Source organism: Pseudomonas shirazensis, from assembly GCF_014268785.2.
In the GTDB taxonomy this organism is placed as follows: domain Bacteria; phylum Pseudomonadota; class Gammaproteobacteria; order Pseudomonadales; family Pseudomonadaceae; genus Aquipseudomonas; species Aquipseudomonas shirazensis.
Map to the genome: position 1 here is coordinate 1,835,673 of NZ_JABWRD020000001.1, position 23,958 is coordinate 1,859,630.

The window sequence follows — 23,958 nt, forward strand, 5'->3', positions numbered from 1 at the left end:
CTTTTGATGCGCGCCAAGCAGCGAGCAAGGCTCTAGAATAGCCATCACCTTCATCAATGAGCACAGCATGGATATCGAACAGGCACGCACCTTCCTGGAGATTGTCCGCTGCGGCAGCCTGGTCGCCGCCGCCGAGGGCCTGTGCGTGTCGCAGACGGCAATCACCGCGCGGGTGCAGCGTCTTGAGCAGCAGCTAGGCTGCCAGCTGTTTGTCCGCAGCCGCAGCGGCGCCAGCCTGACCGCAGACGGCGAAGCCTTCGTCACCTACGCCCACCAACTAGTGGAAACCTGGGAGGCCGCCCGCCGTGACCTGCCGCTGCCGCAGGGTTGTCAGCAGCTGCTGCACCTGGGCGGCGAAACCAGCCTGGGCAACCCGCTGCTGCTCGACTGGGTCAGTGCGCTGTACCGCGAGATGCCCAGCCATGCCATCCGCAGCGAGGTCAGCGACGGCGAATCGTTGCTGCGCAAGGTCGAGCGCGGCTTGCTCGATGCTGCGCTGGTCTATCAGCCCATCTACGGGCCTGGCCTGCAGGTGGAGCAGTTGATGGAAGAAAAACTGGTGCGCATCCGCCACGTAGAACGGCCAGAGCCGTATGTGTATATCGACTGGGGCGAGACGTTTCGCCGCCAGCACGATGCCGCCCTGCCCGACTGCGCCCGCCCAGCGCTGAGCTTCAACCTCGGCCCGCTGGCCTTGCAGTTCATTCTCGAGCACGGTGGCAGCGGTTATTTCCGTACACGGGTGGTGCAGGCTTATCTGGACAGCGGCGTGTTCGAGCGGGTGCCGCAAGCGCCGGAATTTACCTACCCGACTTTTCTGGTGTACACCCGCAAGCACGACAGCGCCGCCTTGCAGCAGGCCTTCGGCGTGCTGCGCCGGCAAGTCGCAGCGGGCGTCAGTGACTGGTCACAACGCTGGGACCCGCTCATCTGAAGCACGCGTGCTGTGGTTGAGCAACTGGCGCTTGAGACCGGCAATCAGGTCGGTCTGGGTGATCACCCCGACCAGCTTGCCGTCATCGAGTACCGGCAGGCAGTGCAAGCCTTGCTCGCACAGCAATGGCAGCAGGCGCTCCAGCGGGTGCTGGCTGCTGACACTGATCACCCGTCGGCTCATCACCTGCTCCAGCACCACCGGCCTGCGCCGCCACAGCCCACGCCAGCTGAACCGCGCCCGCGCCATGGCCGCCGTCAGCACATCACTGAGGCTGACGATGCCGACCAGGCGTCCCTCCGCCAGTACTGGCAGCGTCTTCAGGTGGTGGCTGGCGAGCATCTGCCAGGCTTGCTCCAGCGTGGTCTGCGGGCTGGCAAACTGCACATCGCGGGACATCACCGAAGCCGCGGTGATACCGCCTAGACTGCGCTGCAAAGCATGCTGTTCAGTGGCCAGAAGAATACGCTCAAGCTCGTCACGGCTGACGTCAACGTACTCGCCGATGTCTTCCAGGGCCTGATCAAGATCGTCACTGCTAAAACCCACCCGGGCGCTGGGCACCGGGTCGTGGGTGTGGTGCAGATCCTTGCGCGGCAAGCCAGGCTTGGGATAGCGCACGCCGGTCAGGCGGTTGTAGACCACCGCCACTGCGACCAGCACCAGCGCATTGAGCATGATTGGCTCGAGCAGATGATCGCCCATGGCGACCAGCCCGGAATCGGCCAGTACGGCGCTGACCGCTACTCCGCCGCCCGGCGGGTGCAGGCAGCGCAGCAGACACATGACCAACAACGACAAGCCCAGTGCAACGCCAGCCACCCACAGCTCGCTGCCCAGGTGCTGGCGCATGATCAAGCCGATTACGCCCGCCAGCGCGTAGCTGCCCAGCACCGACCACGGCTGCGCCAGCGGCCCGGCGTGCACGGCGAAAACCAGCACGGCTGTTGCCGCCAGAGGGCCAAGCAAATGCAGCGCAATGGAGGGACCATAGGCCAGGCTGCACAGCCAACCTGCGAGGCACAGGCCGAGCAAGGCACCGACGCCTGCGCGCAGCCATTCTTTGGGAGGAATATTGAGGGGCGCCGGCATCAGGCGCTGCAAAAGGGGTTCGGGACGCAAGGCAGACATCGGCAGAACGTGCTCTTCAACTTGGCTGGAATGAGCCATTTCAGAGCAAGAGTGTGCCGCGCGCACTATTGTGGGGCAAATTCAAAATAATGCGGTTTGGGCTCAATAATTTTGCAGCATCGGCGTAGGCCGTTCAGCGGCCTTTGCCGGGCAGCTCGATGCTCACTCGCAGGCCGCCTTGAGGGCTTTCCTGCAGGGCGATAGTGCCGCCCCAGGCGTCAATGATATCGCGCACGATACCCAGGCCCAGGCCGTGGCCGTTGACCTGTTCGTCCAGCCGCGAACCTCGCTCGAGCACGTGCACGCGTTTTTCCTCAGGAATGCCCGGGCCGTCATCATCCACCCATAACTGATAACCGGTGGCGCTCGTGGCGATACCCAGGCGAACTTCACTGTCAGCCCATTTGCAGGCATTGTCGAGCAGGTTGCCGAGCAGCTCGAGCAGGTCTTCACGGTCCCACGGCAGCAGCAGCCCGGCGGGCGTGTCGCGCTCCAGCAGCAGACCTTCACCATGAATCATGCCCAAGGTTGCCAGCAGGCTTGGCAGCTCCGCATCGCAATCAAACTGCGCGCCGGGCAAAGCATCGCCCGCCAACCGCGCACGGTTGAGTTCACGTTCCAGGCGCTGCTGGATCTGTTCGAGCTGCTCGCGCATTTGCATGCGTACGTCAGGCAAATCGCGCAAGCGCTCGCTGGAGGCCAGGCTGAGCAGAACCGCCATCGGCGTTTTCAACGCATGGCCGAGATTGCCCAGCGCGTTGCGCGAGCGGCGCAGGCTATCTTCAGTGTGGGCCAGCAAATGGTTGACTTGATCGACCAGCGGCTGCAGCTCGCTGGGTACTTCGGCATCCAGCTGTGAGCGCTGGCCTTGCTGCAGCTGCGCGATCTGCTGGCGGGCTCGCTCCAATGGCCGGAGCGAGCGGGTAACAGTGATGCGCTGCAATACCAGCACCAGCACCAGGGCGACCAGGCCCATGCCCAGGCCGATCTGCTGCATGCGCTGAAAGCCCTGGCGTATTGGTGAATAATCCTGCGCGACGCTGATCGAGATGTCCTGACCCAGGCGTCGATAGTCAGCACGCAGGGCCAGCAATTGTTGGCCCTCAGGACCTAATACATGGGTATCTTCGAGCCCCGGCTTGGCCGGCTTGGGCATGTCCAGGTCCCACAACGAGCGAGAACGCCAGCTGCCCTGCTCGAAATCGATGCGAAAGTAATACCCGGAAAACGGCCTTTGGTACGCCGCCGAGATGCGCCGCTCATCCAGCTGCAAACCGTCCGGGCCGCGCCCCAGCGCCACCAGCAGGTTCTCGCTTTCCTTGCGCAAACCGACTTCGAGGTAACGCTGCAGGCCAGCCTCGAACAGCCACAGGGTCAACTGCGCAAAGCCCAGCCCGATCACTACCAATACGGCGATAAGGCCAACACTCAAGCGTGCCTGGATCGACTTCACGGCGTGCTGCCGGCGTAGACGTAACCTTGCCCGCGACGGGTTTCGATGACGCTGCGGCCGAGTTTACGCCGCAGGTGATTGACGTGCACCTCAAGCACGTTGGAGTCGCGCTCGGTTTCGCCGTCATACAGGTGCTCGGCCAGATGCCCCTTGGACAGCACCTGGCCGGGATGCAGCATGAAATAGCGCAGCAGGCGAAACTCCGCCGCGGTCAGTTGCACATCGACACCCTCGCGGCTGACACACTGGCGGCTTTCGTCCAAATGCAGGCCGGCTGCTTCAAGCTTGGGCTGATTGGCCAGGCCGCGCGCGCGGCGCAGCAGTGCCTGAATGCGCAGTTGCAGCTCTTCAGGGTGGAACGGCTTGCTCAGGTAGTCGTCGGCGCCGGCCTTCAAGCCTTCGATGCGCTCGGCCCACGAGCCGCGCGCCGTCAGGATCAGCACTGGCGTGGCCAACCCGCCTGCACGCCACTGGGCGAGGACTTCCAATCCCGGCAAGCCGGGCAAGCCAAGGTCGAGAATGATCAGATCGTAGGGCTCGCTCTGGCCTTGATAGACCGCATCACGGCCGTCGGCCAGCCAGTCGACGGCATAGCCCTGACGCTGCAGGCCGGCAGTCAGCTCATCGGCCAGCGGCACGTTATCCTCGACCAGCAACAGGCGCATTCAGTCGTCCTCCTCGTCTTTGAGCAGCACACCGCTGCGGGCATCCAGCTTGATTTCGCGCACCACCCCTTCAAGGGTCAGCAGCTCGACCTCGTATTCATAGCGGCCATGTTTTTCTTCAAGCTCTGCCTCAAGCAAACGTGCCCCGGGATAACGCCCCAGGGCAGAGTCGAGCAGATGCTCAAGCGGCAGGATGATGCCCTTTTGCCGCAGCGCGAGGGCTTCATCCTGGTCAAGATCACGCGCCAGCGCCAGTGAACACACGGCCATCAGGGCCAGCGCCAGGTAGCGCGGCTTGCGCGATAGCGGGCTCATTATTTGTCTTGGGCGTTTTTCAGTATTTCGCCGGTCTTGGCATCCAGATCAACGTCCCACTCAACGTTCTGCGCATCGCGCAGTTCGACCTTGAGGATGTAGCGGCCGTATTCGTTTTCAAGCTCGGAATCGGTGATGGTTGAACCAGGATGCTTGGCCTTTGCAGTCTCGGCCAGTTTCTGCAATGGCTGCACGGTGCCGGCTTTTTCCAGGGCGCTGATTTCATGCGCCGGCACGTCGGCCAGGGCAGCGGTGGCAGCTACAGACAGGGCAGCAGCAGTGAACAAGGCAGTCAAAGTCTTCATGAGTATCTCTCCATCGGAATGTACAAGTTGTCTACGGGGTTAAGATTAACCACGGCTCCTTAAGCCAACCTGAAATTGCTCGCGGGCATGATAGCGCATGCCTTGAGCACTGTTGCAGTAGGTGCGCAAGCGCCACCGGGCAGCTGACCACACAGGCACAACCACTCACTGCGGCCATGCTGGTAGAATCGCCGCCATTCTCGCTTGCAACAGAGTTACTACCCCGTGGAAATTTTCAAAGAGTTCACCTTCGAATCGGCCCATCGCCTGCCCAATGTCGCGCCTGGTCATAAATGCGGCCGCTTGCACGGCCACTCGTTCAAGGTTGCCCTGCACCTGACCGGCCCGCTTGACCCGCATACCGGCTGGATCCGCGACTTCTCCGAAATCAAGGCGATTTTCAAGCCGATCTACGAGCAGCTCGACCACAACTACCTGAACGACATTCCTGGCCTGGAAAACCCCACCAGCGAAGTAATCGCGGTGTGGATCTGGCAGCAGGTGAAACCGCTGCTGCCAGAACTGTCCAAGGTGCGTATTCACGAAACCTGCACCAGCGGCTGCGAGTACAGCGGCGCGTAGGCGGTTTCAGTCTATCGATGGGTTCGGGTGCGGCGGCACGCATGGGTTGTCGATACACATCAGCAACACACCCGGCCTGCCGCGGCCTGTATTCAGATACCCTTGCCCATTCTCTACCAGTCGGCGCACCTTGACAGCTTCAAGGCCGCCATAGAGAGACAGGTTCAGGTGCAGGCCGCCCTCCACCAAGTGTTCCGGATTCAGGCCTGCGATGTGCCAGAGCGGCGTCTTCAAGCCCTTTCTGAGTTTGTAGAGCGGCAAGTCGAGATCAATCTGTGTGTCTATCGGCAGTCTTACCGCCAACGCTACACCGACCGGATCGTGCAGGGTTATTACCCCTTCTTTATCGATCAGGCTGCCAGCTTTGGCGGCTGCAGGGTAAAAACCCAGATAGCCGCTTCTGCTCACGTCCAACCAGTAGTTGAGCCTGGGATACTGGTCGCTGTTGCGGCCAGTATAGGCCGGGCGGATCTCGTAGACGTAGCCCAGCGCATGGCGATAGGTGCCGAACCAGAAGGTATCGACACTGAGCGATTGTCGTGAATCTTCGCCGTGCCATTCGTCCGGCGGAAATGAATCTGGCCGTGTTTCGTCATAATTGCGGCTCGCTATCAACCAGCCACTGTCGCTATTCCAGCCATCGAATTCGGTCCAGAGCGGCCGAGACAGGTCGTCGCCGTCCTCCCATACCGCAGGGGTCGAAACATAATCTGCAAGTTGCCAGCGGCAGCGGGCGGTAAAACTCAGTTCAGGCATGAATACAAGGCTGCTCATCACGTCACTCCAGCTTGAAGGAGCGATGAACGCTAAGGACTGCTGGCGCCGCGCGGCAGCTGGAAGGCTACCCCAGCACGTCCTTGAGAAACGACGGTGCGATGTAGCGCTGGTAATGTGCTTCGGACAACAGGAAGAACTCCCGGTCGATGGCGTCGCGCAACTGTGGCAGATCCCAGCCACGAAACTCAGGCAACAGCGCCATGCCATAGGCCTCAAGGTCACGGATCATCCGCGCGCCCCTGGCAATCAATTGATAGGCCCAGCAGTACTCTGACTGCTGCACCACAAAACGGATCGAGCGCTGCTCCAGTTGTTGGCGCAGGCAGTCCTTGTCGAACACTTCCAGCTTGGCCATCATCACCTGCACCAGCAACTGCTCCAAGCGTAGCCATACCGCGAGCTTGGCCTCTTCACTGTAGCCGTTCCAGTGGATCACTTCATGATGAAAGCGCTTGCAGCCGCGGCATACAAGATCGCCGTAGACGGTCGAGCAGAGCCCGACGCACGGGGTTTTGATGGACTGATTGGACATGAACAGACAACAGCTTGGCGGTGGCACACGCTCCCATGTTAGCCCTTTGTCTAACCAGGGTCACTTGTTAAAGTCGCATCCCGCGCCTTACTTTTGTTCAGTTTTTGCCGTAGAATCAACCGGCCTTTTCAAGGCAACAATGTCCGTTGGAAGCTGTTTTCAAAGCGTCACGAAGCACAGTTAATCCGGTAGAACGGTGTTGGCCGGCCCATGCAGCCCTCGCATGCTCCGCGCCAACCCCTCATCAGCGCTCCGTTCTACAGGCGTAAAACTTTGAAAACAGCTTCTGCAAGGATTTTCCGCACGCCTGGCTAGGCGGCTCACAAAGCCGTATTGCGCATGGCTGCGCCAAATCCTGGATGAGCGTCCCGGACTCCCTTTAGGGACCACTGATGAGGGTAATAACTGTGCTTGAAGCCTACCGCAAACATATCGAAGAGCGTAAAGCCCTGGGCATCGTGCCCCAGCCGCTGAACGCCGAACAGACTGCAGGCCTGGTCGAACTGTTGAAAAACCCGCCAGCCGGCGAAGAAGCCTTCCTCGTTGACCTGATCACCAACCGCGTACCACCAGGCGTTGACGAAGCTGCATACGTCAAGGCCGGTTTCCTCTCGGCCATCGCCAAGGGCGAAGCCACTTCGCCACTGCTGGACCGCAAGCATGCCACCGAACTGCTCGGCACCATGCAGGGCGGCTACAACATCGAGACTCTGGTCGCGCTGCTGGACGACGCCGAACTGGCTGCCGTCGCGGCCGAACAGCTCAAGCACACCCTGCTGATGTTCGATGCCTTCCATGACGTCGCTGAAAAAGCCAAGGCGGGCAACGCCCACGCCAAGGCTGTGCTCGACTCCTGGGCGAATGGCGAATGGTTCACCAAGCGTCCTGCGATTGCCGAGAAGTACACCCTGACCGTGTTCAAGGTGCCTGGCGAAACCAACACCGACGACCTCTCCCCTGCCCCGGATGCCTGGTCGCGCCCTGATATCCCGCTGCACGCCCTGGCCATGCTGAAAATGGCCCGTGACGGCATCGAGCCTGAGCAACCAGGTTCGGTCGGTCCGCTCAAGCAGATCGAAGCCATGCGCGCCAAAGGCTTCCCGGTCGCCTACGTCGGTGACGTGGTCGGTACCGGTTCGTCGCGTAAATCGGCAACCAACTCGGTACTGTGGTTCTTCGGTGACGACATCCCCAACGTGCCGAACAAGCGCGCTGGCGGTTTCTGCTTCGGCACCAAGATCGCTCCGATCTTCTACAACACCATGGAAGACGCCGGCGCCCTGCCAATCGAATTCGACTGCAGCAACCTGGCCATGGGCGATGTCATCGACGTGTACCCGTACAAGGGTGAAGTGCGCCGTCACGAAAGCGACGAGCTGGTCACCACCTTCGAACTGAAGACGCCAGTCCTGCTCGACGAAGTCCGTGCTGGCGGCCGTATCCCGCTGATCGTTGGCCGTGGCTTGACCGACAAGGCGCGCACCGAGCTGGGCATGGGTCCAACCGACCTGTTCAAGCTGCCGGACGCACCGGTCGATACTGGCAAGGGCTTCACCCTGGCGCAGAAAATGGTTGGCCGTGCCTGCGGCATGCCAGAAGGCCAGGGCGTCCGTCCAGGCGCCTACTGCGAACCGAAGATGACCACCGTGGGCTCGCAAGACACCACCGGCCCGATGACCCGCGACGAGCTCAAAGACCTCGCTTGCCTGGGCTTCTCGGCTGACCTGGTCATGCAGTCGTTCTGCCACACTGCGGCTTACCCGAAGCCAATCGACGTCACCACCCACCACACCCTGCCGGATTTCATCCGCACCCGTGGCGGCGTGTCGCTGCGTCCTGGCGACGGCATCATCCACAGCTGGCTGAACCGCATGCTGCTGCCTGACACCGTCGGCACCGGCGGCGACTCGCACACCCGCTTCCCGATCGGCATCTCGTTCCCAGCCGGTTCCGGCCTGGTCGCCTTCGCCGCTGCCACCGGCGTGATGCCGCTGGACATGCCAGAGTCGATCCTGGTTCGCTTCAAGGGCAAGCTGCAGCCTGGCATTACCCTGCGTGACCTGGTCCATGCGATCCCGTACTACGCCATTCAGCAAGGCCTGCTGACCGTCGAGAAGAAGGGCAAGATCAACGCCTTCTCGGGTCGCATCCTGGAAATCGAAGGCCTCGACGAGCTGACTGTCGAGCAAGCGTTCGAGTTGTCCGACGCTTCCGCCGAGCGCTCTGCTGCTGGCTGCACCATCAAGCTGCCGGAAAAAGCGGTTGCCGAATACTTGCAGTCGAACATCACCCTGCTGCGCTGGATGATCAGCGAAGGCTACGGCGATGCGCGGACCATGGAGCGCCGTGCGCAAGCCATGGAAGCCTGGCTGGCCGACCCGCAGCTGCTGGCTGCCGACGCCGATGCCGAATACGCCGAGATCATCGAAATCGACCTGGCCGACGTCAAAGAGCCTGTGCTCTGCGCGCCGAACGACCCAGACGACGCCCGCCTGCTGTCTTCGGTACAGGGCGAGAAGATCGACGAAGTGTTCATCGGCTCGTGCATGACCAACATTGGTCACTTCCGCGCTGCTGGCAAGCTGCTGGAGAAGGTCAAGGGCGGTATTCCGACCCGTCTGTGGCTGGCTCCGCCAACCAAGATGGACGCTCACCAGCTGACCGAAGAAGGCTACTACGGCATCTACGGCAAAGCTGGCGCGCGCATGGAAATGCCAGGTTGCTCGCTGTGCATGGGTAACCAGGCACGCGTGCAGACCGGTTCGACCGTGGTTTCCACGTCGACCCGTAACTTCCCTAACCGTCTGGGCGATGCCACCAACGTCTACCTGGCTTCGGCCGAGCTGGCAGCTGTGGCTTCGATCATCGGCAAGCTGCCGACCATCGAAGAGTACATGCAGTACGCCAAAGACATCGACAGCATGGCTGCCGACGTCTACCGCTACCTGAGCTTCGACCAGATCGCCGAGTTCCGTGATGCTGCGGAAAGCGCCAAGATCCCGGCTGTTCAGGTCTGATACCTGCAACAAGCGCCTAGCGCGGTAAAAAAGAAGCCCCGGCAGTGATGCCGGGGCTTCTTTTTATGCGGTGCTTTTGTTGCCGTTCAGCTTGGACGAAGCCGCTGCACAGCGATGTGGCTAGAAGCTGTCCGCCGGCACCCGCACCCACCCTTCCATCAGCACCCGCGCACTGCGGCTCATGATGGCCTTGGTCACGGTCCACTGGCCGTCTACCTGGCGCGCCTCGGCACCGACGCGCAATGTCCCGGACGGATGCCCAAAGCACACCGCCGTGCGCTCACCACCGCCGGCGGCCATATTGACCAGCGTCCCAGGAATGGCGGCGGCGGTGCCGATGGCGACTGCTGCAGTACCCATCATGGCGTGGTGCAGTTTACCCATCGACAACGCGCGCACCAGCAGGTCGATATCTGCCGCCGCGACCGCTTTGCCACTGGACGCAGCATAAGCAGCAGGTGCCGCGACGAAGGCCACCTTGGGCGTGTGCTGACGTGCGCGGGCCTGCTCGAGGTTGCTGATCAAGCCCATGCGCAGTGCGCCATAGGCACGAATGGTCTCGAAGCGCGCCAGCGCTTGCGGGTCAGCATTGATCGCATCCTGCAATTCGGTACCGCTGTAACCGAGGTCTTGCGCATTGAGGAAAATGGTTGGGATGCCGGCGTTGATCAGAGTCGCTTTGAACGTGCCAACCCCTGGCACTTCCAGGTCATCAATCAGGTTACCGGTGGGAAACATCGCCCCACCGCCTTCATCATCGGCGGCCGGCTCGACGAACTCCAGTTGCACTTCGGCAGCAGGGAACGTCACCCCGTCCAGCTCGAAATCACCGGTCTCCTGCACTTCGCCGTTGCTGATCGGCACATGGGCAATGATGGTCTTGCTGATGTTGGCCTGCCAGATACGCACCGTGGCAGTGCCGTTGTGCGGGATGCGCGCTGGGTCGACCAAGCCGCTGCTGATAGCGAACGAGCCGACCGCTGCCGAGAGGTTACCGCAGTTGCCGCTCCAGTCGACAAACGCCTTGTCGATGGCGACCTGGCCGAACAGGTAGTCAACGTCGTGCTCAGGCTTGGTAGTGGTCGAGACGATCACCGCCTTGCTGGTGCTCGACGTGCCGCCACCCATGCCGTCGGTCTGCTTGCCGTATGGGTCGGGGCTGCCGATCACGCGCAGGATCAGCGCGTCCCGGCCAGGCCCGGGCTGGCGAGCGCGTTCAGGCAGGTCTTGCAGCGAGAAAAACACGCCCTTGCTGGTACCACCGCGCAAGTAGGTGGCCGGGATCTTGATTTGTGCTGGATGGGTCATGGCTCAGTCCTGGCTGTGTAGGGGGATGCAAAAGGGCCGCAGAGCGGCCCTTCGGTCAGACAGTGGCTTCGAGGAAGTCCTGGGCAAAGCGCTGCAGTACCCCGCCCGCTTCGTAGATGGAAACCTCTTCGGCGGTATCCAGGCGGCAGGTCACCGGTACCTCGAGGCGCTCGCCGTTGCGGCGGGTGACCACCAGGGTGAGGGTCGCCCGCGGGGTGCGCCGGCCGAGCACGTCGTAGCTTTCGCTGCCATCGAGGCCGAGGGTGTTACGGTCGGTGCCGGCCTGGAACTCCAGCGGCAACACCCCCATACCGACCAGATTGGTGCGGTGAATGCGCTCGAAGCCTTCGGCAACGATCGCCTCGACCCCGGCCAGCCGCACGCCCTTGGCGGCCCAGTCGCGTGACGAGCCTTGGCCGTAATCCGCACCGGCAACGATGATCAGCGGCTGCTTGCGCTGCATGTAGGTTTCGATCGCTTCCCACATGCGCACCACCTGCCCTTCCGGCTCAAGCCGCGCCAGCGAACCCTGCTGCACGCTGCCATCGGCCCTGCGCACCATTTCGTTGAACAGCTTGGGGTTGGCAAAGGTGGCGCGCTGGGCAGTCAGGTGATCACCGCGGTGGGTTGCGTAGGAATTGAAGTCTTCCTCGGGCAGGCCCATCTTTGCCAGGTATTCACCGGCGGCGCTGTCGAGCATGATCGCATTCGACGGCGACAGGTGATCGGTGGTGATGTTGTCCGGCAGCACCGCCAGCGGGCGCATGCCGCGCAGGCTGCGCTCACCGGCCAGGGCGCCCTCCCAGTACGGCGGGCGACGGATGTAGGTGCTCATCGGGCGCCAGTCGTACAGCGGCGGGACCTTGGGCCCAGTGTCTTCTTCGATGGCGAACATCGGGATGTACACACTGCGGAACTGCTCGGGCTTGACCGCTGCACCGACTACGGCGTCGATCTCGGCATCGCTGGGCCAGATGTCCTTGAGGCGGATTTCCTTGCCGTCGACCACGCCCAGCACATCCTTCTCGATATCGAAGCGGATGGTCCCGGCAATGGCGTAGGCCACCACCAGCGGCGGCGAAGCGAGGAACGCCTGCTTGGCGTACGGGTGGATGCGCCCGTCGAAGTTGCGGTTGCCCGACAACACCGCGGTGGCGTACAGGTCGCGGTCGATGATCTCCTGCTGGATAACCGGATCGAGCGCGCCAGACATGCCGTTGCAGGTGGTGCAGGCGAAGGCGACGATGCCAAAGCCCAGTTGCTCCAGCTCATGTTCGAGCCCGGCTTCCTGCAGGTACAGCTTGACCGCCTTGGAACCCGGCGCCAGCGACGACTTGACCCACGGCTTGCGGGTCAGCCCAAGGCGGTTGGCGTTGCGGGCGATCAAGCCAGCGGCGATCACGTTACGCGGGTTGCTGGTGTTGGTGCAGCTGGTGATGGCGGCGATGATCACGGCGCCGTCCGGCATCTGCCCAGGCACATCCTGCCAGGCCCCGGCGATGCCTTTGGCGGCCAGCTCGCTGGTGGCCACGCGGGCATGCGGGTTGGATGGCCCGGCCATGTTGCGCACCACGCTCGACAGGTCGAAGCTGAGGACACGCTCGTAAACCGCGTCGACCAGGCTGTCGGCCCAGAGGCCGGCGACCTTGGCGTAGTTCTCGACCAGTTGCACCTGCTGCTCTTCGCGGCCGGTCAGGCGCAGGTAGTCGATGGTCTGCTGGTCGATGGCGAACATCGCCGCAGTAGCACCGTATTCCGGAGCCATGTTGGAGATGGTGGCGCGGTCGCCCAGGGTCAGCGCGCGGGCGCCCTCACCGTAGAACTCCAGATAGGCGCCGACCACCTTCTGCTTGCGCAGAAACTCGGTCAGAGCCAGGACCAGGTCGGTGGCGGTGATGTTCGGCTGCAGGCGGCCGGTCAGCTCGACGCCGACGATTTCCGGCAGGCGCATCCACGAGGCGCGACCGAGCATGACGTTCTCGGCTTCAAGGCCACCCACACCAATCGCGATGACGCCCAGTGCATCGACATGCGGGGTGTGGCTGTCGGTGCCGACGCAGGTGTCCGGGTAGGCTACGCCGCGCTCGCTGTGGATCACCGGCGACATCTTCTCCAGGTTGATCTGGTGCATGATGCCGTTGCCGGGCTGAATCACATCAACGTTCTTGAAGGCTTTCTTGGTCCAGTTGATGAAATGAAAGCGGTCTTCGTTGCGCCGGTCTTCGATGGCGCGGTTGCGCTCGAAAGCCTGCGGATCGTAGCCACCACACTCGACGGCCAGGGAGTGGTCGACGATCAACTGCACGGGTACTACCGGGTTGACCTGGGCCGGGTCGCCGCCCTTGTCGGCGATCGCGTCGCGCAGGCCTGCCAGGTCGACCAGGGCGGTCTGGCCAAGAATGTCGTGGCACACCACCCGCGCCGGGAACCAGGGGAAGTCGAGATCGCGCTTGCGTTCGATCAACTGCTCCAGCGAGGCATTGAGGGTGGCTGGATCACAGCGGCGCACGAGGTTTTCGGCCAGTACGCGGGAGGTGTATGGCAGGCCTGCGTAGGCGCCGGGCTTGATCGCCTCGACCGCTGCGCGGGCATCGAAATAGTCCAGGCCGGAGCCTGGCAGTGCCTTGCGGAAGGTGCTGTTCATATAGTTATCAGGCTCACGGTATTGGTTGGTAAAGCTGGGGGCGCTGCACGCCCCTTTCGCGACGCAAGGCCGCTCCTACAAAAGCACCGCAGTCCACTGCAGGAGCGGCCTTGTGTCGCGATAGGGCTGCAGAGCAGCCCCCGACACCCGCAGCCTCAACGCTGCTCTATTGGCACATACTCACGCTGCTCGACCCCGACATACTCCGCACTCGGGCGAATGATCCGGTTGTTGGCACGCTGCTCGAACACATGCGCCGCCCAGCCGGTCAGCCGCGAGCAGACGAAGATGGGTGTAAACAGCTCGGTCGGAATGCCCATGAAGTGATACGCCGAGGCATGGTAGAAGTCGGCGTTGGGGAACAGCTTCTTCTGCTCCCACATGGTCTTGTCGATCGCTTCGGAAACCGGATACAGCACGGTGTCACCGGCTTCATCAGCGAGCTGTTTGGCCCAGCCCTTGATCACCTCGTTGCGCGGGTCGGACTCTTTGTAGATCGCGTGGCCAAAGCCCATGATCTTGTCTTTACGCTCGAGCATCTGCAGCAGCTCGGCGGTCGCTTCCTGCGGGCTCTGGAAGCGCTCGATCAAGGCCATCGCCGCTTCGTTGGCGCCGCCATGCAGTGGGCCGCGCAGCGAGCCGATCGCCGCGGTAACGCACGAATACAGGTCAGACAAGGTCGAGGCACAGACCCGGGCGGTAAAGGTCGAGGCGTTGAACTCATGCTCGGCGTACAGAATCAGCGAGACGTTCATCACCTTCACATGCAGTTCGCTCGGCTTCTTGCCGTGCAGCAGTTGCAGGAAGTGCCCGCCGAGGGTGTCTTCATCGCTGTTGCAGGCGATGCGCACGCCATGGTGGCTGAAGCGGTACCAGTAGCACATGATCGCCGGGAACAGCGCCAGCAGGCGATCGGTCTTGTCCTGTTGGGTGTCGAAGGTCAGCTCCGGCTCAAGCGTGCCGAGCATCGAGCAGCCGGTGCGCATGACGTCCATCGGGTGGGTATCACGGGGAATGCGCTCAAGCACTTCCTTGAGCGCCTGGGGTAGATCACGCAAGCCCTTGAGCTTGCGCTTGTAGTCGTTGACTTCGGCTTTGCTGGGCAGCTCGCCGTACAGCAGCAGGTAGGCGACCTCTTCGAATTCGGCATGCTTTGCCAGGTCACGCACGTCATAACCACGGTAGGTCAAGCCGGCACCGGCCTGGCCAACGGTCGACAGCGCGGTCTGGCCGGCCACCTGGCCACGCAGGCCTGCGCCACTGAGTACTTTTGCTTCGGCCATGGGGCTTCTCCTTTATTGAACTTGTTATGGAATTGCTGGCTAATCCGAGCGACTGCTAACTGAGTGTCAGCCTTTTTTCTGGGCAAACAGCGCATCGAGGCTCTGCTCGAAGGCGTGGTAGCCGATGGCATCGTAGAGCTCCATGCGAGTCTGCATGGTGTCGATGACGTTTTGCTGAGTGCCGTCGCGGCGCAGTGCGGTGTAGACATTTTCCGCCGCTTTGTTCATGGCGCGAAACGCCGACAGAGGGTACAGCACCAGCGACACGTCGACGGCTGCCAGTTGTTCGGTGGTGTACAGCGGAGTCGCGCCGAACTCGGTGATGTTGGCCAGGATTGGCGCCTGCACGCGCTCGGCAAAGGTCTTGTACATTGCCAGTTCAGTGATCGCCTCGGGGAAGATCATGTCGGCCCCCGCCTCGACACAGGCGGCAGCGCGGTCCAGCGCGGCGTTGAGGCCTTCCACTGCCAGCGCGTCAGTGCGCGCCATGATCACGAAGCTGTCGTCCAGACGCGCATCGACGGCGGCTTTGATCCGGTCGACCATCTCCTGCTGGGTGACGATCTCCTTGTTAGGTCGGTGGCCGCAACGCTTGGCGCCAACCTGGTCTTCGATATGAATGGCCGCCGCGCCGAACTTGTTCATCGAACGCACGGTGCGCGCCACGTTGAATGCCGAAGCGCCAAAGCCGGTGTCGACATCCACCAGCAACGGCAGGTCGCAGACGTCGGTGATGCGCCGCACGTCGGTGAGCACGTCATCCAGACCGGTGATACCCAGGTCTGGCAGGCCAAGCGAGCCGGCGGCGACGCCGCCACCGGACAGGTAGATGGCCTTGAACCCGGCGCGTTTGGCCAGCAACGCGTGGTTGGCGTTGATCGCGCCGACTACCTGCAAAGGATGTTCAGCGGCAACCGCGTCGCGGAAACGTTGGCCTGGCGTGCTCTTCACAGTCATGACTCACCTCGTGGGCTGTTGTTGTCTGCGCCTTCATAGTGGCGCGCGATATTGCGTTTGGACGCGCCGATATGGCGGCGCATCAGCAGTTCGGCCAGCTCGCCGTCGCGGTCGGCAATCGCATCGAGGATGCGGTGATGCTCGGCGAAGGCCTGATGCGGGCGGTTAGGCGTGGCGGAAAACTGGATGCGGTACATGCGCACCAGCTGGTACAGCTCGCCGCAGAGCATCTGCACCAGGGTCTGGTTGCCGCTGCCCTGAATGATGCGGTAGTGGAAGTCGTAGTCACCTTCCTGCTGGTAGTAGCCCACCCCGGCCTGGAACGCGGCATCGCGCTCGTGGGTGTCGAGCACCCGGCGCAGTTCGTCGATCTCGGCCGCACTCATGCGCTCGGCGGCCAGCCGACAGGCCATGCCCTCGAGCGATTCGCGGATCTCGTACAGTTCGATCAGTTCAGCGTGGCTCAGCGATACCACGCGAGCGCCAACATGCGGCACCCGCACCAGCAAGCGCTGGCCTTCGAGGCGATGGATAGCCTCACGCAATGGGCCCCGGCTGATGCCGTAGGTGCGCGCCAGCTCCGGCTCGGAGATCTTGCTGCCTGGAGCGATTTCGCCTTTGACGATGGCAGCCTGGATACGCCGGAAGACGTTTTCCGAAAGCGTCTCGCTTTCTTCCACTATGTTCGGCGGGGCTTGGCTGAGCTCCAGCATATTGTCGACACCTTGAACTTCAATAGCCACAAAACTAGCTAAACAGAGGTGAATAGTCAAAGCCAAAATGTACATTGTCGACAATCGTCTAACGGCGAACTTAAAGCGCGCCAGCACTGTCAGATTGCGACGCGCTGGCGTCAAGACGTCGCCGTGGTAGAATGCCGCGCTTCCCTGAGGGGGCATCAACAGTCCGCCTGTCGTCGTATGTCATTTGTGTAGTCATTTGTATAAGTGTCGACAGATCAAAAGGATGCTTGGCCAGTCGCCTTGCCCTGAACCCAGCACAGCACCGCGCCAGGATTTATGAGACTTACACCCGTTCTATTGTTGTTCTGCCTTGCCCTGCTGCCGACCTTCGGCCACGCAGCCGAGAAGACCGTGTACGGTCTGAACGAGTACGCCCACTTGAATGACCTCGACCTCGAGGTTGCGGCCAAGCTCGATACCGGCGCCAAGACAGCCTCGCTGAGTGCCCGTGATATCAAGCGTTTCAAGCGCAACGGCGAGAGCTGGGTGCGCTTCTACCTGGCCATCGATACCGCTCATTCGCACCCGATCGAGCGGCCGCTGGCCCGGGTCAGCAAGATCAAGCGGCGTGCCGGTGATTACAATGCCGACGAAGGCAAGGCCTACACCGCCCGCCCGGTCATCGAATTGAACATTTGCATGGGCCGTGCCCTGCGCACTATCGAAGTCAACCTAACCGATCGCAGCACGTTCCAGTTCCCGCTGCTGATCGGCTCCGAGGCCTTGAAAGACTTCGACGCGCTGGTCGACCCCAGCCTCAAATACGCGGCCGGCAAACCTGCCTGTGCCACCGACGCTCCCAAAGCAGAGTAATCCCGATGCGCTCTCTCACCCTTCACCTCAAAGTCCTCATCACCGTGCTGGTGTTGCTGGGCGTGGCGGTCACGGCCTATCAGATCTTCTTCCTCGGCATCCCGATGACCGAAGACGAAACCGACGACTTGTGGAACATCGACGCCAAGGTCGAGTTCGTCGCCAGTGCCAAGGATCCAGTCAAGGTGCAGATGTTCGTGCCGCCGCTGAGCCGCGATTACGTCAGCCTCAACGAGAGCTTCATCTCCAACAACTACGGCGTCAGCGTCAACCGCGCCGATGGCAACCGCAAGGTGACCTGGTCGGCGCGCCGCGCCAATGGCAATCAGACCCTTTACTACCGCCTGGTGCTGACCAAGCGCTACAGCAACGAGAAGATCGCCATCAAAGGCCCGACCTTCCGTGACAGCAAAGCTGTCGAGGGGCCTGAGAAGATTGCCGCCGAAGCGTTGATGGCGCCGATTCGTCAGCACTCGGCCGACGTCGAAACCTTTGTCGGTGAAACCATCAAGCGGGTCAACAACCTCAACGACGACAACGTCAAGCTGCTGTTGGCCGGCGACACCTCGGCCATGAACAAGGCCAAGGTCATCGACCTGCTGCTGTCCATCGCACACGTACCGATGGAAAAGGTCCACACCATTCGCCTGATTGCCGACACCCCGCAATCGCCTGAACTGTGGCTGCGCAGCTTCAACGGCAACGACTGGCTGTACTTCAACCCGGACACCGGCGAGCAAGGCCTGCCCAGCGATCGCCTGCTGTGGTGGACCGGCGATGACAACCTGATCACCGTCGATGGCGGCAAGAAGGCCAACGTCACCTTCAGCATGAACAACAGCGAGATGAATGCCATCCGCCTGGCCAAGCTGACCGACGAAAACACCGACGCCGACTTCCTCGAATACTCGCTGTACAGCCTGCCGCTGCAAACCCAGCAGACCTTCATGATCATGGTCATGATCCCGATTGGCGTGCTGGTGATCCTGGTGCTGCGCAACCTGATCGGCATCCAGACCCTGGGTACTTTTACCCCGGTGCTGATCGCCCTGGCCTTCCGCGAGACTCAGCTGGGCTTCGGCATCATCCTGTTTACCGTGATTACCGCGCTGGGCCTGTCGTTGCGCTCATACCTTGAGCACCTCAAGTTGCAGATGCTGCCGCGACTGTCGGTGGTGCTGACCTTTGTCGTGGTATTGATCGCTGCCATCAGCCTGTTCAGCCACAAACTGGGCCTTGAGCGCGGCCTGTCGGTGGCGCTGTTCCCGATGGTGATTTTGACCATGACCATCGAACGCCTGTCGATCACCTGGGAAGAACGTGGCGGTGGCCATGCCATGAAAGTTGCCATCGGCACCCTGTTCGCCGCCTCGCTGGCGCACCTGCTGATGATGGTGCCGGAGCTGGTGTACTTCGTCTTCACCTTCCCTGCAGTGCTGTTGATTCTGGTGGGCTTCATGCTGGCGATGGGTCGCTACCGCGGCTACCGCCTGACCGAGCTGGTGCGCTTCAAGGCATTCCTGAAGAAGGCTGACGCCTGATGTTCGGACTGATCAAGACGTGGAAAGCCCTGGAGGCCCGGGGCATCATGGGTATCAATCGGCGCAACGCGGACTACGTCCTCAAGTACAACAAGCGCAGCCTGTACCCGATCGTCGACGACAAGATCATTACCAAGGAGCGCGCCATCGCAGCCGGCATCCATGTGCCGGAAATGTATGGCGTGATCGAGACCGAAAAGCAGATCGACAAGCTGCACGAGATCATCGGCGGGCGTAGTGACTTCGTCATCAAGCCGGCCCAGGGCGCCGGCGGTGACGGCATTCTGGTCATCGCCGACCGCTTCGAGGACCGCTACCGCACGGTGTCGGGCAAGATCATCAGCCACGAGGAAATCGAACACCAGGTGTCGAGCATCCTCACCGGCCTGTACTCGCTTGGCGGCCACCGTGACCGGGCGCTGATCGAGTACCGGGTAACGCCGGACCAGATCTTCAAGAGCATCAGCTATGAAGGTGTGCCGGACATCCGCATCATCGTCCTGATGGGCTACCCGGTGATGGCCATGCTGCGCCTGCCTACCCGCCAGTCGGGCGGCAAGGCCAACCTCCACCAGGGCGCTATCGGCGTCGGTGTCGACCTCGCCACCGGCGTCACCTTGCGTGGTACCTGGCTGAACAACATCATCAGCAAGCACCCGGACACCACAAACTCGGTAGACGGCGTGCAACTGCCCAACTGGGACGGCTTCATGAAGCTCGCCGCCGGCTGCTACGAGCTGTGCGGGCTGGGTTACATCGGCGTGGACATGGTGCTGGATCAGGACAAGGGGCCGTTGATTCTCGAGCTCAACGCCCGCCCTGGCCTGAACATCCAGATCGCCAACGACTGCGGCCTGACCCAGCGCACCCATGCCATCGAAGCGCATATCGAAGCGCTGGCCAAAGACGGCATCAGCGAAGATGCCGAGCAACGCGTGCGGGTTGCGCAAAGCCTGTTTGGCCACGTCCCTTCGCACAACTGAAAAGTGCCTGCGCGTGGGGCTGCGAGCAGCTCCACTGCGCTATCCCGGCGGCGGATGTCGCAGCCGGGACTAGGCCGCTTGGCATCAGCAGCCTACAATCGCCTCCTCGTTTTTTCAGCGCTGTTCATTCGCATGCCGACCTGTACGCTTCACCCCCTGCCCTATCAGGCCGACCCGGCCGTGTGGTTCGCTCGCCTGCGCCAGGCGCCGGGCGCGATCCTGCTGGACAGCGCCCGCCCCGGCGCGGAACGTGGCCGCTTCGACCTGCTCAGCGCCTGGCCAGTCGAGCAGCTGCAAACCCAAGCCGATGAAGATGGCCGGGCGTATCTGCAACGGCTGCGCGCCAGCCTCAGCGGGCTAGGCCGCGCCGAGCTGCCGGACGGCGTCGAATTGCCCTTCGCTGGCGGCCTGATCGGCTACCTCAGCTATGATTTTGGCCGCCGCCTCGAGCAGCTACCGAACCAGGCTCGCGACGACCTCGGCCTGGCTGACGCGCAACTGGGTTCGTACGCCTGGGCCTTGGTCAGCGATCACCTGCTGGGCACCAGCCAACTGGTGTTTCATCCAAGCCTTGCGCCAGGCGAGCAGCAGCGGCTGATCGCGCTGTTCAGCACCGCGGCCGAGGCCGCGCCCGGCACCTTCAGCCTGCTCGCGCCGATGCGCGGCGATCTGCAGCCCGACGACTATCGCCAGGCGTTTGATCGCGTGCAGCAGTACATCAAAGCCGGCGACTGCTACCAGATCAACCTGACCCAACGTTTTCGTGCGCCCTGCCAGGGCGACCCGTGGGCAGCTTATCAGGCGCTGCGCAAGGCTTGCCCTACGCCGTTCTCTGGCTACCAGCAGTTGGCGGATGGCAGCGCCATGCTGAGCTTCTCGCCGGAACGGTTTGTGCGAGTGAGCCAGGGCGAAGTGGAAACCCGCCCGATCAAGGGCACCCGGCCGCGCTCCAGCGACCCGACAGAAGACGCACGCAACGCCGCCGAGCTGCTTGCCAGCAGCAAGGACCGCTCAGAGAATCTGATGATCGTCGACTTGCTGCGCAACGACCTGGGGCGCACCTGCGAGACCGGCACGGTCAAGGTACCCGAGCTGTTCAGCCTGGAGAGCTACCCCAACGTACACCACCTGGTCAGCAGCATCACGGGCCGCCTGGCCGCAGGCAAGGACTCGCTCGACCTGCTCGGCGATAGCTTCCCTGGCGGCTCGATCACTGGTGCACCGAAGATCCGCGCCATGCAGATCATCGACGAACTGGAACCCACCCGCCGCGCACTGTACTGCGGCTCGCTGCTGTACATCGATGTACGCGGCGAAATGGACAGCTCGATCGCCATTCGCAGCGTGCTGATCAAGGATGGTCAGGCCTGCTGCTGGGGCGGCGGCGCGGTGGTGGCAGACTCGCACTGGGAGGCGGAATACGAAGAATCGATCGCCAAGGTGCGGGTATTGCTGCAGACCCTGCAAAGGCTCTGAGCAGCGGCGCGGGGCATCACAAGCGGTTAGTCCTGCCAATTTTTGTTACCATTTGCAGACTACGAGCGCACAGCGCCATAAACCCGATGGAAACCGCCTGATGAGCCAAGCCTTCGACGTTGCCACCCTGGCTGCAAGTTACGCCAGCAAGTCCCCCCAGGACATTCTCAAACTCGCCTTCGAGCACTTTGGCGATGACCTGTGGATCTCTTTCAGCGGCGCCGAAGACGTGGTGCTGGTGGACATGGCCTGGAAGCTCAACAAGCAGGTCAAGGTGTTCAGCCTGGATACCGGTCGGCTGCACCCGGAGACCTACCGCTTTATCGATCAGGTCCGCGAGCAGTACAACCTGCCGATCGAAATCCTCAGCCCCGACCGGGCCAAGCTCGAGCCGCTGGTCAAAGAGAAAGGCCTGTTCAGTTTCTACAAGGACGGCCATGGCGAGTGCTGCGGGATTCGCAAGATCGAACCGCTGCGCCGCAAGCTGGCCACAGTCAGCGCCTGGGCCACTGGCCAGCGTCGCGACCAGAGCCCTGGCACCCGCAGCCAGGTTGCCGCACTGGAAATCGACACCGCGTTTTCAACGCCCGAGCACACCCTGTACAAGTTCAATCCGCTGGCGCAGATGAGCAGTGAAGAAGTGTGGGGTTATATCCGCATGCTCGAGCTGCCGTACAACAGCCTGCATGAGCGCGGCTTCATCAGCATTGGTTGCGAGCCGTGCACACGGCCGGTACTGCCCAACCAGCATGAGCGCGAAGGCCGCTGGTGGTGGGAAGAAGCAACGCAGAAGGAGTGTGGGTTGCACGCGGGGAATATCATTTCCAAGGCGTAGTGCACGGCGCCTGGATCGGGGCTGCTGTGCAGCCCCTGATACCGCAGATCAATGCACCGGCAGCTCAACCCCGTTGAACAGCTCTTCAAGCTCTTGCTTGTTATGGCACTGAATCGCCTTGGCCATCACTTCACGGGTCAGGTGCGGGGCGAACTTCTCGATGAAGTCGCACATGAAGCCACGCAGGAAGGTCCCGCGGCGGAAACCGATCTTGGTCACGCTGGCTTCGAACAGCTCGCTGGCATCCAGTGCCACCAGGTCGCTGTCGAGCTTGGCATCGACCGCCATGCCAGCCACGATGCCCACACCCAACCCCAGGCGCACGTAAGTCTTGATCACGTCGGCATCGGCTGCGGTGAACACCACCTTCGGGGTGAGGCCGCGATGGTTGAACGCCTCGTCCAGCTTGGAGCGGCCAGTGAATCCAAACACGTAGGTCACGATCGGGTATTCGGCAACCGCTTCCAGGGTCAGTTTCGGTAGCTTGGCCAGCGGGTGTCCCTGCGGCACCACCACACAGCGGTTCCACTTGTAGCAAGGCATCATGATCAGATCGCCGAACAGCTCCAGCGCCTCGGTGGCGATGGCGAAATCGACGGTACCGTCAGCGGCCATTTCAGCGATCTGCATCGGCGAGCCCTGGTGCATGTGCAGGGACACATCCGGGTATTGCTTGATGAAGCTGCTGATCACCGGCGGCAGCGCGTAACGCGCCTGGGTGTGGGTCGTGGCGATCGACAGCGTGCCCTTTTTCTCGTTGGAGAATTCCTGAGCGATCTGCTTGATGCTTTCAACCTTGCGCAGGATCTCGCCAGCGGTGTTGATGATGCGCTCGCCGGCTGGGGTAACGCGGGTCAGGTGCTTGCCGCTGCGTGCAAAAACTTCGACGCCCAACTCATCCTCGAGCAGACGGATCTGCTTGCTGATCCCAGGCTGCGAGGTATACAGGCTCTGCGCTGTTGCGGAGACGTTGAGGTCGTGGTGCGCCACTTCCCAGATGTAGCGCAGTTGTTGAAGCTTCATAGGTTTCCCTCGGTTCTGCGGTAAGTCACCAGCAGCAGGCAGCGACGATATATAACTATATTAGTGGCTAATGTAATAAATCTAGAACTATTTTGTTACATGAGCGGGAAATGTCCTACGCCGTATTTCACAATTTCCTACGCCCCAGATGCTGGGCCAGAGGCACCATATAGACCGGCACCGAGGACAACTGCAACAGCCGCACCGCTGTGCGCCCGATGGGCACATCGACCCCCGCCCCGTGGGTATGACTGCCGAAGATCAGCAGGTCAACGCTCAAGCGCTGGGCCTGCTCGAGAATGACCTGCGCAGGGTCGCCCTGGCGCACCCTGACCGCTTGAATCACCGCCAGGTCGGCGTCCTCGCCGAGCTCCTCACGAAAGCTGGCCAGCACCTTCTGCTCGATGTTGGCCATGACCGTGTTGACGCCCTGACTGTGCAACTGATCCAAGGTTTGCTCATCCAGATAACTCTGTAGCAACGACTCGGCAAACTGGCCCATCGGCTCGACTGCATGAATCACATAAAGCTGCGCATTGAAGGTTCGCGCCAGCGCCAGGGCATGCTGCATGACAAACGGCGCGTAAACCCCAAGGTCGGTGGCGTACAGCATGGAACGAATCATTCGGCCTCCTGCCCTG

At 62.0% G+C, this 23,958-nt stretch carries 22 protein-coding genes; 8 read left to right on the plus strand and 14 right to left on the minus strand.

The window, feature by feature from the left end:
- Positions 1–67 precede the first annotated feature (67 nt).
- Positions 68–934, plus strand: a complete 867-nt coding sequence (locus HU736_RS08330; protein WP_101320981.1) for a LysR family transcriptional regulator — start codon at positions 68–70, stop codon at positions 932–934.
- Here HU736_RS08330 and HU736_RS08335 read toward each other — a convergent pair.
- The 5 genes from HU736_RS08335 to HU736_RS08355 form a co-directional block, all read right to left on the minus strand.
- Entirely contained in the window at positions 908–2,065 is a 1,158-nt protein-coding gene (locus HU736_RS08335; protein WP_186699368.1) for an HPP family protein, read from the minus strand. The genes HU736_RS08330 and HU736_RS08335 overlap by 27 nt on opposite strands.
- Positions 2,066–2,198: 133 nt before the next feature.
- Entirely contained in the window at positions 2,199–3,518 is a 1,320-nt protein-coding gene (locus tag HU736_RS08340) for a sensor histidine kinase (RefSeq protein ID WP_186699370.1), read from the minus strand.
- Entirely contained in the window at positions 3,515–4,183 is a 669-nt protein-coding gene (locus tag HU736_RS08345) for a response regulator transcription factor (protein WP_101320987.1), read from the minus strand. Before HU736_RS08345 ends, HU736_RS08340 begins: the two co-directional genes overlap by 4 nt.
- On the minus strand, positions 4,184–4,498 hold the full coding sequence (locus tag HU736_RS08350; protein WP_103437941.1) for a PepSY domain-containing protein: 315 nt from the start codon (positions 4,496–4,498) through the stop codon (positions 4,184–4,186). It abuts the gene before it with no gap.
- Positions 4,498–4,803, minus strand: coding sequence for a PepSY domain-containing protein (locus HU736_RS08355; protein WP_103437942.1), 306 nt, complete (start codon positions 4,801–4,803; stop codon positions 4,498–4,500). The genes HU736_RS08350 and HU736_RS08355 overlap by 1 nt, the downstream gene beginning before the upstream one ends.
- Positions 4,804–5,028: 225 nt before the next feature.
- Between HU736_RS08355 and queD the strand changes: the two genes are divergently transcribed.
- Positions 5,029–5,385 (plus strand): 6-carboxytetrahydropterin synthase QueD, encoded by a 357-nt coding sequence (gene queD, locus HU736_RS08360; protein ID WP_101320994.1) that lies wholly within the window; start codon positions 5,029–5,031, stop codon positions 5,383–5,385.
- A 6-nt stretch (positions 5,386–5,391) separates the two neighbouring features.
- On the opposite strand, the gene HU736_RS08365 is transcribed toward queD, so the two are convergent.
- Together HU736_RS08365 and HU736_RS08370 are read right to left on the minus strand one after the other, a co-directional pair.
- Positions 5,392–6,159, minus strand: a complete 768-nt coding sequence (locus HU736_RS08365; RefSeq protein ID WP_189691680.1) for a hypothetical protein — start codon at positions 6,157–6,159, stop codon at positions 5,392–5,394.
- A 67-nt stretch (positions 6,160–6,226) separates the two neighbouring features.
- Positions 6,227–6,694, minus strand: a complete 468-nt coding sequence (locus HU736_RS08370; protein WP_103437944.1) for a DUF1289 domain-containing protein — start codon at positions 6,692–6,694, stop codon at positions 6,227–6,229.
- A gap of 407 nt (positions 6,695–7,101) precedes the next feature.
- On the opposite strand from HU736_RS08370, the gene acnB reads away from it, so the two are divergent.
- On the plus strand, positions 7,102–9,711 hold the full coding sequence (acnB, locus tag HU736_RS08375; RefSeq protein ID WP_103437945.1) for a bifunctional aconitate hydratase 2/2-methylisocitrate dehydratase: 2,610 nt from the start codon (positions 7,102–7,104) through the stop codon (positions 9,709–9,711).
- A 120-nt stretch (positions 9,712–9,831) separates the two neighbouring features.
- On the opposite strand, the gene prpF is transcribed toward acnB, so the two are convergent.
- The 5 genes from prpF to HU736_RS08400 form a co-directional block, all read right to left on the minus strand.
- Positions 9,832–11,019, minus strand: coding sequence for a 2-methylaconitate cis-trans isomerase PrpF (gene prpF / locus HU736_RS08380; protein WP_186699374.1), 1,188 nt, complete (start codon positions 11,017–11,019; stop codon positions 9,832–9,834).
- A 55-nt stretch (positions 11,020–11,074) separates the two neighbouring features.
- Positions 11,075–13,663, minus strand: a complete 2,589-nt coding sequence (gene acnD / locus HU736_RS08385; protein WP_186699376.1) for a Fe/S-dependent 2-methylisocitrate dehydratase AcnD — start codon at positions 13,661–13,663, stop codon at positions 11,075–11,077.
- A gap of 155 nt (positions 13,664–13,818) precedes the next feature.
- Positions 13,819–14,946: a bifunctional 2-methylcitrate synthase/citrate synthase gene (gene prpC / locus HU736_RS08390; RefSeq protein WP_186699379.1), complete on the minus strand. Its 1,128-nt coding sequence runs from the start codon at positions 14,944–14,946 to the stop codon at positions 13,819–13,821.
- A 66-nt stretch (positions 14,947–15,012) separates the two neighbouring features.
- A complete protein-coding gene (prpB, locus tag HU736_RS08395) occupies positions 15,013–15,903 on the minus strand; it encodes a methylisocitrate lyase (protein WP_103437949.1) in 891 nt (296 codons plus the stop codon).
- A complete protein-coding gene (locus HU736_RS08400) occupies positions 15,900–16,616 on the minus strand; it encodes a GntR family transcriptional regulator (protein WP_103437950.1) in 717 nt (238 codons plus the stop codon). The genes prpB and HU736_RS08400 overlap by 4 nt, the downstream gene beginning before the upstream one ends.
- Positions 16,617–16,922: 306 nt before the next feature.
- On the opposite strand from HU736_RS08400, the gene rloA reads away from it, so the two are divergent.
- The 5 genes from rloA to HU736_RS08425 all read left to right on the plus strand — a co-directional run bounded on the left by rloA (position 16,923) and on the right by HU736_RS08425 (position 22,294).
- Positions 16,923–17,459 carry a retropepsin-like aspartic peptidase RloA gene (rloA, locus tag HU736_RS08405; RefSeq protein WP_103437951.1) on the plus strand — a complete coding sequence of 179 codons (537 nt, stop codon included), beginning with the start codon at positions 16,923–16,925 and terminating at the stop codon, positions 17,457–17,459.
- Positions 17,460–17,464: 5 nt separating this feature from the next.
- A complete protein-coding gene (rloB, locus tag HU736_RS08410) occupies positions 17,465–19,000 on the plus strand; it encodes an osmotic stress tolerance membrane protein RloB (protein ID WP_103437952.1) in 1,536 nt (511 codons plus the stop codon).
- Positions 19,000–19,983 carry an alpha-L-glutamate ligase-like protein gene (locus tag HU736_RS08415; protein WP_103437953.1) on the plus strand — a complete coding sequence of 328 codons (984 nt, stop codon included), beginning with the start codon at positions 19,000–19,002 and terminating at the stop codon, positions 19,981–19,983. The genes rloB and HU736_RS08415 overlap by 1 nt, the downstream gene beginning before the upstream one ends.
- 132 nt (positions 19,984–20,115) lie before the next feature.
- A complete protein-coding gene (gene pabB / locus HU736_RS08420) occupies positions 20,116–21,459 on the plus strand; it encodes an aminodeoxychorismate synthase component I (RefSeq protein WP_186699381.1) in 1,344 nt (447 codons plus the stop codon).
- A gap of 100 nt (positions 21,460–21,559) precedes the next feature.
- The gene (locus HU736_RS08425) at positions 21,560–22,294 is read left to right on the plus strand and encodes a phosphoadenylyl-sulfate reductase (RefSeq protein ID WP_101321028.1); all 735 of its coding nucleotides are present in this window, start codon (positions 21,560–21,562) and stop codon (positions 22,292–22,294) included.
- Between the two features lie 48 nt (positions 22,295–22,342).
- Here HU736_RS08425 and cysB read toward each other — a convergent pair whose 3' ends face one another.
- Positions 22,343–23,317 (minus strand): HTH-type transcriptional regulator CysB, encoded by a 975-nt coding sequence (cysB, locus tag HU736_RS08430; protein ID WP_101321031.1) that lies wholly within the window; start codon positions 23,315–23,317, stop codon positions 22,343–22,345.
- Positions 23,318–23,444: 127 nt separating this feature from the next.
- On the minus strand, positions 23,445–23,942 hold the full coding sequence (locus HU736_RS08435; RefSeq protein WP_103437954.1) for a universal stress protein: 498 nt from the start codon (positions 23,940–23,942) through the stop codon (positions 23,445–23,447).
- Between the last annotated feature and the right edge of the window lie 16 nt (positions 23,943–23,958).

Coding starts and splice junctions, on each gene's coding strand:
- HU736_RS08330 (WP_101320981.1), top strand. CDS start 68: ATGGATATCGAACAGGCACGCACCTTCCTGGAGATTGTCCGCTGCGGC.
- HU736_RS08335 (WP_186699368.1), bottom strand. CDS start 2,065: ATGTCTGCCTTGCGTCCCGAACCCCTTTTGCAGCGCCTGATGCCGGCG.
- HU736_RS08345 (WP_101320987.1), bottom strand. CDS start 4,183: ATGCGCCTGTTGCTGGTCGAGGATAACGTGCCGCTGGCCGATGAGCTG.
- HU736_RS08350 (WP_103437941.1), bottom strand. CDS start 4,498: ATGAGCCCGCTATCGCGCAAGCCGCGCTACCTGGCGCTGGCCCTGATG.
- HU736_RS08355 (WP_103437942.1), bottom strand. CDS start 4,803: ATGAAGACTTTGACTGCCTTGTTCACTGCTGCTGCCCTGTCTGTAGCT.
- HU736_RS08365 (WP_189691680.1), bottom strand. CDS start 6,159: ATGAGCAGCCTTGTATTCATGCCTGAACTGAGTTTTACCGCCCGCTGC.
- HU736_RS08370 (WP_103437944.1), bottom strand. CDS start 6,694: ATGTCCAATCAGTCCATCAAAACCCCGTGCGTCGGGCTCTGCTCGACC.
- prpF (WP_186699374.1), bottom strand. CDS start 11,019: ATGACCCATCCAGCACAAATCAAGATCCCGGCCACCTACTTGCGCGGT.
- acnD (WP_186699376.1), bottom strand. CDS start 13,663: ATGAACAGCACCTTCCGCAAGGCACTGCCAGGCTCCGGCCTGGACTAT.
- prpC (WP_186699379.1), bottom strand. CDS start 14,946: ATGGCCGAAGCAAAAGTACTCAGTGGCGCAGGCCTGCGTGGCCAGGTG.
- prpB (WP_103437949.1), bottom strand. CDS start 15,903: ATGACTGTGAAGAGCACGCCAGGCCAACGTTTCCGCGACGCGGTTGCC.
- HU736_RS08400 (WP_103437950.1), bottom strand. CDS start 16,616: ATGCTGGAGCTCAGCCAAGCCCCGCCGAACATAGTGGAAGAAAGCGAG.
- rloA (WP_103437951.1), top strand. CDS start 16,923: ATGAGACTTACACCCGTTCTATTGTTGTTCTGCCTTGCCCTGCTGCCG.
- rloB (WP_103437952.1), top strand. CDS start 17,465: ATGCGCTCTCTCACCCTTCACCTCAAAGTCCTCATCACCGTGCTGGTG.
- HU736_RS08415 (WP_103437953.1), top strand. CDS start 19,000: ATGTTCGGACTGATCAAGACGTGGAAAGCCCTGGAGGCCCGGGGCATC.
- pabB (WP_186699381.1), top strand. CDS start 20,116: ATGCCGACCTGTACGCTTCACCCCCTGCCCTATCAGGCCGACCCGGCC.
- HU736_RS08425 (WP_101321028.1), top strand. CDS start 21,560: ATGAGCCAAGCCTTCGACGTTGCCACCCTGGCTGCAAGTTACGCCAGC.
- cysB (WP_101321031.1), bottom strand. CDS start 23,317: ATGAAGCTTCAACAACTGCGCTACATCTGGGAAGTGGCGCACCACGAC.
- HU736_RS08435 (WP_103437954.1), bottom strand. CDS start 23,942: ATGATTCGTTCCATGCTGTACGCCACCGACCTTGGGGTTTACGCGCCG.